A 12,913-nucleotide genomic window follows, 5' to 3' on the forward strand; every position below is an offset into this window, starting at 1 on the left:
CAGCGCCCTAAAGGCTGGCCGCCAGGCGGGTACCCTGGTCGATCGCCCGCTTCGCATCGAGCTCGGCGGCCACGTCGGCGCCACCGATCAGGTGCACGGTCACCCCCGCTTCGGTCAATGGATCTGCAAGGTCACGGCGAGGCACCTGGCCGGCGCAGATGACGACGTTGTCGACGGCCAGCACCTCCGGCGCCTCTTCGCCGCGGCGGATCGTCAGGCCCTGGTCGTCGACTCCTAAGTACTCCACGCCGCTCACCGGCTTGACGCCCTTGAGCCGCAACTCCTGGCGGTGGATCCACCCGGTGGTCTTGCCGAGGCCCGTGCCCGGTTTGGAGAGGCGCCGCTGCAGGATGAAGATCTGCCTCGGCGATGGGTCCGGTTGCGGCCCCTCGGGTGCCAGCCCCCCGCGCGCCTCGGCCGGATCCGTCACGCCCCACTCGCGCAGGAAGGTCTGCGTGTCCACGCTCGGCGCCACCGTGCCAGGCTCGTGGGAGAGGAAGATCGTGGTGTCGACGCCGATGCCCCCGGCGCCGATCACCGCTACACGCTCCCCGACGCTGGCACCACCGGCCAGCACATCCACGTAGGAGAGCACCTTGGGATGGTCGAGGCCGGGGATCTCCGGCACTCGCGGCGAGACGCCCGTGGCGAGAACCACCGCCTTGTAGCCGCCCTGGGCAAGCTGCTCGGCACTGGCGCGCGTGTTCAGGTGCACGTTGACGCCCGTGATCTGGAGGCGCGAGCGGAAGTAGCGCAAGGTCTCGTTGAACTCCTCCTTGCCGGGCACCTTGCGTGCCATGTTGAACTGGCCGCCGATCTGATCCGCCGCCTCGAAGAGATCCACCTGATGACCTCGTTCGGCGAGGGTGCAGGCACAGGCGAGCCCCGCCGGCCCGGCCCCGACTACCGCGAACCGTTCGCCGCTCGGCGCTGGGGTGATCTGCAGCTCCGTCTCGTGGCAGGCGCGCGGATTGACCAGGCAGGAGGCGAGGCGTTTGGAGAAGGTGTGATCCAGGCACGCCTGGTTGCAGGCGATGCAGGTGTTGATCTCTTGCCCACGCCCCTGCTCCGCCTTGGCCATGATCTCAGGATCGGCGAGGAAGGGCCGCGCCATGGAGATGAGATCGGCTTCGCCGTCGGCCAGGATGCGCTCCGCCACCGTGGGGTCATTGATTCGGTTGGTCGTGCACAGGGGCAGGGCTACGGAAGCCTTCAGCTTCGCCGTGACCCAGCTGAACGCCCCGCGCGGCACCATCGTGGCGATCGTCGGAATGCGCGCCTCGTGCCAGCCGATCCCCGTGTTGATGATGTTGGCGCCGGCGGCTTCGATGCCCTTGGCGAGGGTGATGATCTCCTCCCAGTCCTGGCCGTCTTCGATCAGATCCAACATCGACAGTCGGTAGACGATCAGGAAGTCTGGCCCGACTGCCTCGCGTACACGCTCGACGATCGAAATCGGTAGGCGCATGCGGTTGGCGAGGCTGCCACCCCACTCATCGTCGCGCCGATTGGTGCGTGAGACCAGGAACTGATTGATGAAATACCCCTCGGAGCCCATGATCTCCACCCCGTCGTAGCCCGCCTCGCGTGCAACGCTCGCGCAGCGGGCGAAGGCATCGATTTGGCGACTCACGCCGCGGCTCGAAAGCGCTCGCGGTCGGAACGGAGAGATGGGCGACTTCACGGCCGAGGCCGAGACGCACAAGGGGTGATAGCCGTAGCGCCCCGCGTGCAGGATCTGCAGGGCGATGTGTCCGCCGTGCTCGTGCACAGCATCGGTGATCGGCCGGTGCCAACGGGCCTGAGACGAGGACGACAAGGTGGAGGCGAAGGGCGCCAGCCAGCCTTCCACGTTAGGAGAAAATCCCCCGGTGATCATCAGCCCGGCCCCGCCCTGGGCGCGCTCGGCGAAGTACGCCGCTAAGCGAGGAAAGTGCTTACGCCGATCTTCCAGCCCCGTGTGCATCGAGCCCATCACCGAGCGATTGCGCAGGGTGGTGAAGCCGAAATCGAGGGGTTGAAAAAGGCTTGGGTACTTGGGATGCATTCTCATTCAACAATCCGTGGTTGACGAGCAGCACGAGCGCCCGACCGAGTGAAACTTCCTGTCGCGGGTAAACACCTTAGGTGGCACCCACGACACCTGAAACTATGCGCCGTTTTTCTTCTTCCGTACGCACGGATCACCCTTGCCTTTCCTTCGCAAGCGTGTAGGCTCGACGACAGGTGAAGGAATCGGATAGCCACACGGGGGTGGCGACTCCGCGGGCGTGCAGGGATTGCGGCCCGGTGACCCTCCTAGGGACGACGCTGGAATGCCGCCCTCGTATGAATGAGTCTACATCCACGGCCTCGCCGTGTGCAGCCCTGGACCTCGGCGGCCGCGCCAACCCCAGCCCCGTGGTCCGCCCACCTTCCACCGTGGGCCACCCGGCCGTCGCAGCCCCCGTGCCCGCAGACGGTGATGCGGAGCGAGACATCGCGCGGGGCATCGCCCAGAGCGAGTTCATCGTCTACTACCAACCCGTGGTCGAGGCCGCCGACCTCACCGTAGTGGCCACCGAGGCGCTCCTGCGCTGGAACCACGCCGAGCGCGGAATCCTGCGTCCCGAGGCCTTCATCGCGAGTGCCGAGCGCACCGGGCAAATCCTGACCCTCGACCGTATCGCCCTGGGCCTGGCCGCACGGCAGGTAAGCGCCTGGGCACGCTCACGCCACGGGCCCAGCAGCGTATCGGTGAACCTGTCCGCCATGCACTTCTGCACCGCCGACCCCTTAGGCCCCCTGATGCGCACCCTCCGTGGCGCCCAATGCCCCGCCCACCTCATCGACCTGGAACTCACCGAGAACGTGCTGATCGGGGATGTGGAGAGCGCCATTCGAGCCATGAATGCCGCTTCCGCCCTCGGCATGTCCCTGACCATCGATGACTTTGGCGTGGAGTATGCCGCTCTCAATTACCTGCGCCGCCTGCCAGCCAGCGGCCTGAAGATCGATCGTAGCTTCGTCGTCGACCTCGACAACCACAAGACGCGCACGATCGTCACCTCCATGATCCGCCTTGCCCACTGTTTGGACCTGACGGTGACCGCCGAAGGCATCGAAACACGCGCCCAGGAACACTTCCTAAGGGGGAGTGGTTGCGACTACCTACAGGGCTATCGCTACGGTGCGCCGATGCCGGCGCAAGACCTCCAGGAGCACGTTGGGCGGCTAAATCGCCAAAATTCCGTCACTTACAACGCATAAACGTGATCTGACTCACAGTTCCGCGATCGCGGACTGCGACCCACGGCGATAGATGGGAATATGTCATTCCCGCACTCCCTGGGAGCACCCGGTCATGAAAGTACTGCTCGTCGAAGATCTCGACACCGACGCAGAACTGACGACCCGAGCCCTGAAGAAAGCTTTAGGCTCCGCGCCTGAGCTATCTCGTGCCAGCACGCTCAAGCAAGCGCGCGATCTCCTCACAGCCCGCGAGGTAGACGTCGTCCTGCTGGACTTGACACTTCCCGACGCAAACGGACTTGACGGACTTCATAGCCTGGTTTCGATCGACCCTCTAGTACCGATCGTTATCGTTAGCAGCCAGCAGGATGAGAGCTACGCCCTGTCCGCAGTGCGCGCCGGCGCCGAGGACTTCCTTGTCAAGCACCGTGAGCCCCCCGAACACCTGCGACGCGCCATCCATCACGCGATGGAACGCAAGCGGACCACCCGGCGCCTGCACAACATGGCCAGCCTGGATGAGCTGACGGGCCTGGCCAACCGCGCCACCTTCAACGAGCGTGTCGAGCAGGCCGTCGGCCGCGCCGCCCGCAACAACGGCCGCTTCGCGTTGCTCTTCATGGACCTCGATCGCTTCAAGGGCATCAACGATGCCTACGGCCATCAAATCGGCGACACCATCCTGCGCGAGGTGGCCGCCCGCCTGTCGCGCCAGCTACGCCGCGATGATCTGGTGGCCCGCATCGGCGGTGATGAATTCTGCGTCATCGTGGAGGGTCTGCAGCGCGAGGACGACGCCCGGGTGATCGCGGAGAATCTGAGCACCGTCGCCGACAGACCCGTGATCGTCGGCGATGATCGCATCAACTTTGGCCTCAGCACCGGCGTCAGCATCTACCCCGATCACGGCACGAGCCCGGAGGCGCTGCTGCGCCACTCGGACCAGGCCATGTACCGGGCGAAATCCCAAGGCGGTAACAGCTACTCGGTGTTTCGCGGTAACGGCCCGCCCTCACCGGAGGCGGCGCTACAGCGCGAGTTTGAGGAAAGCCTCAGCAACGGCGCCTTGCAACTTCGTTATCAGCCTATCGTCGAGACGGGCTCCCTGAGGGTCAAACGCTTCGAAGCTCTCGTCCGTTGGCGCCATCCGCGCCTCGGCCTCCAGCACCCAGGAAAATTCTTAGGAATGGTGCGCCGTCGAAACCTCGGGCCGAGGCTCGATCGATTCGTCATCGCTACAGCCTGCGAAGCGGCTGCACGCTGGAACGAGGCGGGCATCATCGACTGCCCGATCGCGATCAACATCGGCAGCGACAGCATCAACGCCGGCTCCCTCGAGCACCTGGTGGGTGAATGCCTCACCGCCAGCAAGTGCCCTGCCGATCTCCTGGAGATCGAGCTCAGCGAACGGGCGCTCATCGCCGATCCCACCCGAACGCAAGCGGTGATCGAGAGCCTGAGAGCCATGGGCGTTCGCATCTGCATCGACGACATGGGCACGACCATGACCTCCCTGACCTACCTGCGCCACCTACCCATCGACTGTCTGAAGATCGATCGGATGTACCTGAGCGGCCTGGACAATGCCTACACGTGCTCGATCGTGCGAGCGATCATCGGCCTTGGCCGTAGCATGCGGGTCAAGGTGGTAGCACAGGGCGTGCAGACGCGCGCCCAGCACGAGTTCGCGGTCGAGAATCGCTGCGATCAGATGCAAGGCTACCGCTTCGGAATGCCCATGACGGCTGCTCAGATGGAACGGCGCAACCCCATCGCGGCGCTCGGCGACCCCCTCCAGACACCGAGCCCCGACAGCATGGCACTGGTGGGCAGCAGCGTCTTGCGCCACTAGCCCGGCTTCGTCCTAACGCGTGGCCTGCGGTGAGCGTCCCTGGTTGAGCAGATCGAGCTCATCGCCGATGCGTCGTACCAGATCGAGCATCTGCAACGCGAGATCCCGGGCGCGGTCGTTCGCCGCGCCGCTGTAGCCCAGGTAGTCCCATGGCGTGAGGTGTTGCTTGCGCATCTTCAGCTCGACGAGGTCGAGCAGCAATTGGCGATCGTCCTCGCGAAGCGCGCCCCCGCCCTTGCCCGCATGCATCACCTGCAAGGCATCGCGCACGATGCGCTCGTGATAGCTGGTGCCTCGGGTGGCGTGGCGAGGCCCGGCGAAGCGATCGTGGTAGAGGGCGTTGCCCATGGGCGTTGCGATGAGCCAGGCGTCGACCAGGCGCAACACGTGCTTGGCCTCCTCGAGGGCCGCCGACAGCACGCGGCGCTCGCGTAGCCTATCGCCGTCGCCATGGCGCGCCCCGGTCTGCTCCTCGTGCGCCACGCGCATCAGGGCGGAGCCCATGTGGCAGGTGACGTCGCTGGCGAAGGTCACCGCTGATTCCGGTGGGATCGACCGCGGATGACAGGCGCGCTCGACGAGTCCGCGCAGGGGGCGGCCGCTGTAGTACATCTGGTTGACGATCCAGCGCAGGCCGGCGTCGCAGACGAAGCGACTCGGGTTGTGCGTGCCGATGGGCACGGGGCTGCCAGCGGGCAGGATCCGCTTGTCCTCATCGCCCTGACGGCTGGCGGGCTGAACGAACACGTGCAGATCGAGGGTTCGGTTGCAGCCGCTGGCGCTCAAGGGGTAGCCCGTCCAGGCGAAGCTCGTCGCCAGGGCTTCGCTGACCCGCGCCAGCTCGCGCGGCGAGGCGCTATCCGTGAACACCGTGAAGTCGATGTCGCCGAAGATCCCGCGGTACTCGGGGTCGCCACGCGTGGCACCGCCCTCCACGATGGCAACGATGCGCTGCTCAAGATCCGGGTAGTTGGTGAAGAAGTCGCCGAGCAGCCGTTCGACCAACGCGCTGCGCCGGGCGTCCACCGTGGCGGCAGCCTCCAGCGCGGCTACGACGCCTTGCGAGTCATCCGTCTCACGCGCCGCCGAGTACGCCTCGCGCAAGGCTTGGCGAATCGGCCCGATGGGCAGGGCATCGGTGAGCAAGGAGGCCTGGATCGCGGCGCGCGGATGCGCGAGCGCACTCAGCAGGGCGGGTGAAGGCATCGCCCCGGTGAGCAGGGCGTGGTGCATCGCTGGCGAGACCTGAAGGCTCGGCGCTTGTGCTGCGCGCCGGGGGACCGGGCCACTCGCGCCACCGCCGGCCGCCCCGCTCGCCCCGATATCGCGACGCCAGGAGCCGCTGAGGTCGATCGTGCCATCGTCTTCCGGTGGGGAGACGATACGGAGGCGGTCTGTTGGTTCAGTCAATCGATCACCGATAGCTGGAGGGCCCTTGCGGCGCAGGCCTTCGACGCTGCTAGGCTACCCGTTCGCCCCGCGAGATGGGCACCGCGCACAGATTCTGGCGGCGTCTCGTGAGGTGGCGCAGCCAGAGGCTTAGGAGCGATACTCGACCCGATTATGGGCAACGCCCCACAGCGAAGGTGTGACGCAGCTCACACGACGCGGGCACCCCGCCCGCGGTTCAATTCGAAAAGAGGCTCCTCACGATGATGTCCCTCGGCGCGCCCCTCACCGACTCCGCCCGGCGTGTGATCCTGCTCGGTTGCGGCGAACTCGGGAAGGAAGTCGCCATCGAGCTGCAACGGCTGGGTGTGGAAGTGATCGGTGTGGATCGCTACGAGAACGCGCCCGCCATGCAGGTGGCCCACCGTAGCCACGTGATCGACATGCTCGACGGTGAGGCGCTCCAGCGCGTGATCGAGCAGGAACACCCGGCCCTGATCGTGCCGGAGATCGAGGCCATCGCCACCGACACCTTGTTGGCGCTCGAAGCCCGCGGCCACCGCGTGGTGCCCGTGGCCGGCGCCGCACACATCACCATGAACCGCGAACGCATCCGGCGCCTCGCGGCCGAAGAGCTGCGCTTGCCCACCTCGCCCTACCGCTTCGCAGACAGCGCCGAGGCCTGTGCCGAGGCCGTCGAGGCACTCGGCTTGCCCGCCTTCATCAAGCCGGTGATGAGCTCCTCGGGAAAGGGGCAGTCCATGGTGCGAAACGTATCGGAGGTGGCGCACGCCTGGGAGCATGCGCAAACCGCCGGGCGCGCTGGCGGCGGGCGGGTGATCGTCGAGGGGCAGGTGAGCTTCGAGTCGGAGATCACCCTGCTCACGGTGCGCCATCGAGGCCGCGACGGCCAGGTACGCACGAGCTACTGCGCGCCGATCGGCCACCGCCAGGAAGACGGTGACTACCGCGAATCCTGGCAACCGCATTCGGTGAGCAAAGCTGCCCTGGAGCGAGCCCAGGAGATGGCCGGCAAGATCACCGCCGCCCTGTGCGAGGATCGTACGGACGCGGGCTTCGGCGTCTTCGGGGTCGAATTCTTCCTGCAGGGCGATGAGGTGATCTTCAGCGAAGTCTCCCCCCGTCCCCACGACACGGGCCTGGTCACGTTGATGACCCAAGATCTCTCCCAGTTCGCCCTCCACGCCCGAGCGATCTTAGGTCTGCCGATTCCGGTGATCCGCCAGCTGGGGCCGGGCGCCTCCTACGCCTTGCTCGCCGAGGGCGACTCGAACGCACCACGCTTCGAAGGTCTGGAAGACGCCCTCGCCATGTGCGACGTACACCTGCGCCTGTTCGGCAAGCCCCAGGTGCACGGACGACGGCGCATGGGGGTGGTGCTCGCCGCCTCGGACACGCTCGCGGAATCGCGCCTGCGGGCGCAGGCGGCGGCAGATTCTATCCGCATCGTGCTGGAGTGACCGAAGTCCGGTAACGCCACGGCTGCTTATGGCCTGCTAAGGGATCCTGAGCCACCGCGGCCGCAGCCAGCGGCCGCGAGTCGTTAGACTCTGTGCGCTTGAGCTAGACCTGACGACACAACAACTCTACCGACGACATCTGAGGGGAAACGCATGAGCGCAACGGTCATCGACGGCAAGGCATTCGCCGCCAAAATTCGCGGTGAGGTGGCGACGGAAGTGCGCAAGCTTTCGGAGCAGCACCAGCTGCAACCCGGGTTGGCCGTCGTGCTCGTCGGCGAGAATCCCGCGAGCCAGGTGTACGTGGCCAACAAGGCCAAGCAGACGGTAGAGGTGGGCATGCACTCCATCGAACACCGCCTCGATGCCAGCGTGTCCGCCGACGAGCTCCTCGCCCTCGTGCATCAGCTCAACAACGATCCGCAGGTCAACGGCATTCTGGTGCAGCTCCCCCTGCCCGATCACATCAACTCCGATGACGTGCTCAACGCCATCGACCCGGCCAAAGACGTCGACGGCTTTCACGTGGTGAACGTGGGTCGCTTGTCCACCGGCATGCAATCCCTCGTGCCCTGCACGCCCCTCGGCTGCCTGTTGATGTTGCGTGATCATCTAGGGGACATGTCTGGTGCCAACGCGGTGATCGTCGGTCGGTCGAATATCGTGGGCAAGCCGATGGCGCAGCTGCTGCTAAGCGCCAACGCCACGGTGACCGTCGCCCATTCGCGCACCCGTGACATCGCCGACGTTTGTCGTTCGGCGGATATTCTGGTCGCCGCCGTGGGCCGCCCCGAGATGGTACAGGGCGAATGGGTGAAGCCCGGCGCGACGGTAATCGATGTCGGTATCAACCGCGTGCCCGCACCGGAACGCGGCGAGGGCAAGACCAAGCTCGTCGGTGACGTCGACTACGCTGCCGCGGCGCAGGTGGCAGGCGCCATCACGCCGGTGCCTGGCGGCGTGGGACCGATGACCATCGCGTGCTTGCTCGCCAATACCGTCACGGCGACCTGCCTGGCGAACGGATTGGAACCGCCCGCCCACCTGACTGCCTAGTGTCGTGTCCCGCAAGTTCGTCGAAGCATTCGCGGGTACTTTTGGCCCCTAGGCACGTTGCTCCTCCTCCCGTGGGGCCTGCCACGCTCGTCGTCGCGCCGCGCCTAGGAACAAAAAGCCCCGTGCGACTGCTTCGACGAACTTACGCACCACGACACTCGGCCCAGGCTTGCAAACCGACCGGTCGGTCTGTAGACTTTCGCCCATCCTGAAGGAAGTCACCATGAGCGACCGCCCCCAACAAGCTGAGCACACTCGCGAGCGCATCCTCGAGGGCGCAGCGCAAGAGATGTACCGCGTGGGCTACCAAGCGGCCTCCACGGCCAACATCTTAAAGCGCCTCAGCATCTCCAAGGGGGCGCTCTACCACCACTTTCCGAGCAAGCAGGCGCTCGGCTACGCGGTGCTCGATGAGTACCTTGCGGAACGCCACGCCCGCTGCTGGGACGACGTGAGCCAGACCCCCGACCCCCTTGGCGCAGTCATCGATCAGCTTGCCGAGCAGTGCGAGTCAGCGTGCGCGGAGCAAATGCGTCACGGCTGCCCAATCAATAACTTGGCGCAGGAAATGTCGCCACTCGATGAAGGTTTTCGAGAGCGAGTCAGCGCCATCTACAGGCACTGGCAGCAGGCTTTAGAGAACGCCTTCGAGCGGGCCCAGACCCTTGGCACCATGGATCCGTCGACGGACGCTAAAGGCCTGGCCACGTTGATCGTGGCCACCACCCAGGGAGCCGTCGGCCTGGTGAAGAACGCGATGGACGAGTCGCTGTTTCGCCAAGCGATCACCGCGCTGCTGGTGCACCTTCGCGCCCAGCGCATCCAACACTAGCCAGCTACCCGTAACTGTCCCTGTCACCTTGTAACTGGACTCCCGAAACAGACCGACCCGTCGGTATGCAAGCGAGAAGACGATGACACCCAAAACCTCCCTGCGTCGCTTTGACAAGCTGTTCTCCATCGCGCTGCTGCTCGTCGGGCTCTACGCGCTCGCCCAGGCCGGGATTCGCCTCGCGTCGACCTGAACCGCCGGGCTTATGACGCACCCGAGCTAAAGCTCACAGGAGAACTGCCGACCCAAAAATAGACATGACGCCAACCGCCCGGTACCAGACCCTCCGGCCGCGCGGCGTGGCAGCCGCCGCAACGAGGATCCCGTGAAGCTCTCACCGCCTCCCCAAGGACCGGGCTCGATCCAACGCCCACCGTCAGCCTCCCTCGATTCGCTCAAGGTGCTGGTGGTGGAGGATCTGCGCCCTCAGCAGCAGGTGATCGAGCGGCTGCTAGGCAAGCTCGGCTGCTCAACCACCATCGCTGGCGACATGCGCCTGGCGCTCGAATACGCGCGCTATCGCCACTTCCACGCCGTGCTCATCGATAGCCTCGTGCCCGACATCGCGGGCGCCAGCAGCGTCGCCGCGATCCGTCAGGTGAGCGCGGCCCTCGGACGTCCGGTCTACGTGGTCGCCATGTGCGGCACGGCACACTGCCGGCCCCAGGCGGAACAACTCAAGCAGGCGGCTGATGCGCAGCTGCGAAAGCCCCTGCGCGTGGACGCACTGCACCGTTGCCTCGCGCACCTGACACCGCCCCCAACCGTCGAGGCACGCCCTGGCGGACGCGACGCGGTGGTGATGGCGCCCTCGGCGCCCTCGCCCGTGGTCGCTGATACCTCCGCCGATGAACCCCGTCGCCCCTTGCGGGTGGTGCTCGCTCACGTGGATGCCTCCGCCTGGAACGATGCGTCGACGGCCCTCGCCAACCAGCTCGGCGATCAAGCGCTCGATCTGCAGTGCGTGATGGTGCGCGAAGAACTCGAGCATCGCTTGCGCGAGGGGTCGGTCGACGTGCTGCTAGGCGACCATGCGCTCGTGCAGGCGATCCCCGCCGACGCCGCCAAGGAGCTCACCAGTACTCCCTGGATCGCCCTCGCGGGCGACCTGGCCACGGCCCACGCTGCCATGGCCGCCGGTGCAGCGGACTTCGCCCTGGCCCCATACGCCTGGGACGCCCTCGCCCTGCGCATTCAACGGCTGCGAGTCGCGCAGGCGCAGTTGGCCGAACTCCACCAATATCGCGACCGACTGTTGATGATGCAACGGGTAGCTCGGGTGGGGGAATGGGCCCTGGATCCGGCCAGCGGCGAGCTGCGCCTGTCCACCCAGGCACGCCAGCTACTGCGCCTGGGCCAGCGCCAGGACGAGCGTTTCACCCAGCAGGATCTCCTGCGTCGCATCCATCCGAACGACCGCGAGCGTTGCGCCCGCACCCTGCGCGCCGTGGCGGAGCGCAGCACGGCGATGGAGTGCGAGTTCCAGCTGGCCACGGGCGATGTCTGGCTGGCCCAACACATCGTGCCTGTGCGTACGGGCGGTGCAGCCGTGCGTCTGCGCGGCACCCTGCAGGACGTCAGCGCCCGACGCGCCCAGGAGCAGGAGATCCGACGTCTCGCCTACTACGACGACGTGACGGGCCTCCCCAACCGCCGACACTTCCGCGAGCAGCTAGGTCGCGCCCTCGACCGGGCCACGGTCAACGAGAGCAGCCTGGCCGTGCTGTTCATCGATCTGGACGAATTCAAGCGCATCAACGACACGCTCGGCCACACCTTCGGTGACCTGCTGCTACGCCAGGTGGCCGATCGCCTGGCAGCGGTGGTGCGCGAGAGCGATGCCATCGGCCATAGCTCGACGAGCGCCCCGCAGGCGTGCGCTGACGAGGGCGACCGACTGGACGAAGTGGCCCGCATGGGCGGTGACGAGTTCGTCGTCCTGCTCACCCAACTCCCCGAAGGCCAGGACGCAGCAGGTGTTGCCGCACGCATCGTCAACGTGCTCAACCGCCCCATCGTGGTGGACGGTCACGACATGCGAGTCACGCCGAGCATCGGCATCGCTCTCTACCCGCGCGACGGACAGGACGTCGAGACGCTCCTGCGCTGCGCCGACACGGCGATGTATCACGCGAAGTCGCTGGGCCGAAATCGATTCGAGTTCTTCTCGGAAGAACTCGGCGAACGCGCCCTGCGCCGCCTGACGCTCGAAGGCCGCCTACGGGTGGCCCTACGCGCCAACGAGTTCTCCCTCGCCTATCAACCGAAGATCGCCCTGTCGAGCGGTCGATGCGTGGGCGTGGAGGCGCTCATCCGCTGGGAGCGCGAGGGCAAGACGCAGATGGCTCCTGTCGACTTTCTGCCGGTCGCAGAGAGTTCTGGCCTGATCATCGACGGTGAGTGGGTGCTCGCCGAGGTGCTTCGCCAGCTCGATGAGTGGGCCACCACAGGGGTGGACGTACCGCGCGTCACGGTCAACACCAGCGTTATCCAGTTCAACCGCGGAAAGTTCTGCGAGGTACTCTCCTACGTGAGCGAGCCGAAGGGACTGCTTCAACGGCTCGAGCTGGATCTGACCGAGCACGCGCTGATGAGCATCAGCGATAGTGCGATCTCCGATCTCGCCGACCTGCGGGCCCGTGGGCTGCGAGTTGCCGTCGACGACTTCGGCACCGGCTACTCGAGCCTGCAAAACCTGCGGCGCCTGCCCTTGGACGCCCTAAAGGTCGACCGCTCCTTCGTCGACGGCCTGCCCACGCAGACGGGCGATCAGGCGATCGTCAGCGCCATCATCTCCCTAGGCCAACAGCTCGGACTGGAGGTGGTGGGCGAAGGGGTGGAGACCGAGGCCCAGCGCGAATGGCTCGCGGCCCACGGCTGCGACACGATCCAGGGCTTCCTCATCTCCCACCCCGTCAGGGGCGCGGCCATCGCGGAGCTGCTGACCGATCAGCCCCAGGTGCAGGCCAGCTAGGCAAACACCGTGTAGACAGCTCGCCAGGGCGAGTTCAATACGGCATTCCACGATTGCTGCCCCCTCGCGCGTCCCAGATACTGGGTGGGAATCAGCAG

General features: G+C 66.2%; 8 protein-coding genes. 6 read left to right on the forward strand and 2 right to left on the reverse strand.

Going from position 1 to position 12,913, the window contains the following annotated elements:
• Nucleotides 1-7: 7 nt before the first annotated feature.
• Nucleotides 8-2,047: an NADPH-dependent 2,4-dienoyl-CoA reductase gene (locus AAF184_02875; protein MEO0421251.1), complete on the reverse strand. Its 2,040-nt coding sequence runs from the start codon at nucleotides 2,045-2,047 to the stop codon at nucleotides 8-10.
• 281 nt (nucleotides 2,048-2,328) lie between these two features.
• Between AAF184_02875 and AAF184_02880 the strand changes: the two genes are divergently transcribed.
• The gene (locus AAF184_02880; protein MEO0421252.1) at nucleotides 2,329-3,249 is read left to right on the forward strand and encodes an EAL domain-containing protein; all 921 of its coding nucleotides are present in this window, start codon (nucleotides 2,329-2,331) and stop codon (nucleotides 3,247-3,249) included.
• Nucleotides 3,250-3,343: 94 nt separating this feature from the next.
• Nucleotides 3,344-5,083 carry an EAL domain-containing protein gene (locus tag AAF184_02885; GenBank protein ID MEO0421253.1) on the forward strand — a complete coding sequence of 580 codons (1,740 nt, stop codon included), beginning with the start codon at nucleotides 3,344-3,346 and terminating at the stop codon, nucleotides 5,081-5,083.
• A 12-nt stretch (nucleotides 5,084-5,095) separates the two neighbouring features.
• Here AAF184_02885 and AAF184_02890 read toward each other — a convergent pair whose 3' ends face one another.
• Nucleotides 5,096-6,493, reverse strand: a complete 1,398-nt coding sequence (locus AAF184_02890; protein ID MEO0421254.1) for a hypothetical protein — start codon at nucleotides 6,491-6,493, stop codon at nucleotides 5,096-5,098.
• 242 nt (nucleotides 6,494-6,735) lie between these two features.
• Between AAF184_02890 and purT the strand changes: the two genes are divergently transcribed.
• The 4 genes from purT to AAF184_02910 all read left to right on the forward strand — a co-directional run bounded on the left by purT (nucleotide 6,736) and on the right by AAF184_02910 (nucleotide 12,815).
• Nucleotides 6,736-7,953, forward strand: a complete 1,218-nt coding sequence (gene purT, locus AAF184_02895; protein ID MEO0421255.1) for a formate-dependent phosphoribosylglycinamide formyltransferase — start codon at nucleotides 6,736-6,738, stop codon at nucleotides 7,951-7,953.
• 153 nt (nucleotides 7,954-8,106) lie between these two features.
• A complete protein-coding gene (folD, locus tag AAF184_02900) occupies nucleotides 8,107-9,009 on the forward strand; it encodes a bifunctional methylenetetrahydrofolate dehydrogenase/methenyltetrahydrofolate cyclohydrolase FolD (GenBank protein ID MEO0421256.1) in 903 nt (300 codons plus the stop codon).
• Nucleotides 9,010-9,232: 223 nt separating this feature from the next.
• Entirely contained in the window at nucleotides 9,233-9,841 is a 609-nt protein-coding gene (locus tag AAF184_02905; protein ID MEO0421257.1) for a TetR/AcrR family transcriptional regulator, read from the forward strand.
• Between the two features lie 325 nt (nucleotides 9,842-10,166).
• On the forward strand, nucleotides 10,167-12,815 hold the full coding sequence (locus AAF184_02910) for an EAL domain-containing protein (protein ID MEO0421258.1): 2,649 nt from the start codon (nucleotides 10,167-10,169) through the stop codon (nucleotides 12,813-12,815).
• Nucleotides 12,816-12,913: the final 98 nt, after the last annotated feature.

This window comes from Pseudomonadota bacterium (assembly GCA_039815145.1).
GTDB lineage: Bacteria > Pseudomonadota > Gammaproteobacteria > Steroidobacterales > JBCBZW01 > JBCBZW01.

Excerpts from the sequence above, each read along its gene's own strand:
- AAF184_02875 (MEO0421251.1), bottom strand. The coding sequence starts at position 2,047 with ATGCATCCCAAGTACCCAAGCCTTTTTCAACCCCTCGATTTCGGCTTC.
- AAF184_02880 (MEO0421252.1), top strand. The coding sequence starts at position 2,329 with ATGAATGAGTCTACATCCACGGCCTCGCCGTGTGCAGCCCTGGACCTC.
- AAF184_02885 (MEO0421253.1), top strand. The coding sequence starts at position 3,344 with ATGAAAGTACTGCTCGTCGAAGATCTCGACACCGACGCAGAACTGACG.
- purT (MEO0421255.1), top strand. The coding sequence starts at position 6,736 with ATGATGTCCCTCGGCGCGCCCCTCACCGACTCCGCCCGGCGTGTGATC.
- folD (MEO0421256.1), top strand. The coding sequence starts at position 8,107 with ATGAGCGCAACGGTCATCGACGGCAAGGCATTCGCCGCCAAAATTCGC.
- AAF184_02905 (MEO0421257.1), top strand. The coding sequence starts at position 9,233 with ATGAGCGACCGCCCCCAACAAGCTGAGCACACTCGCGAGCGCATCCTC.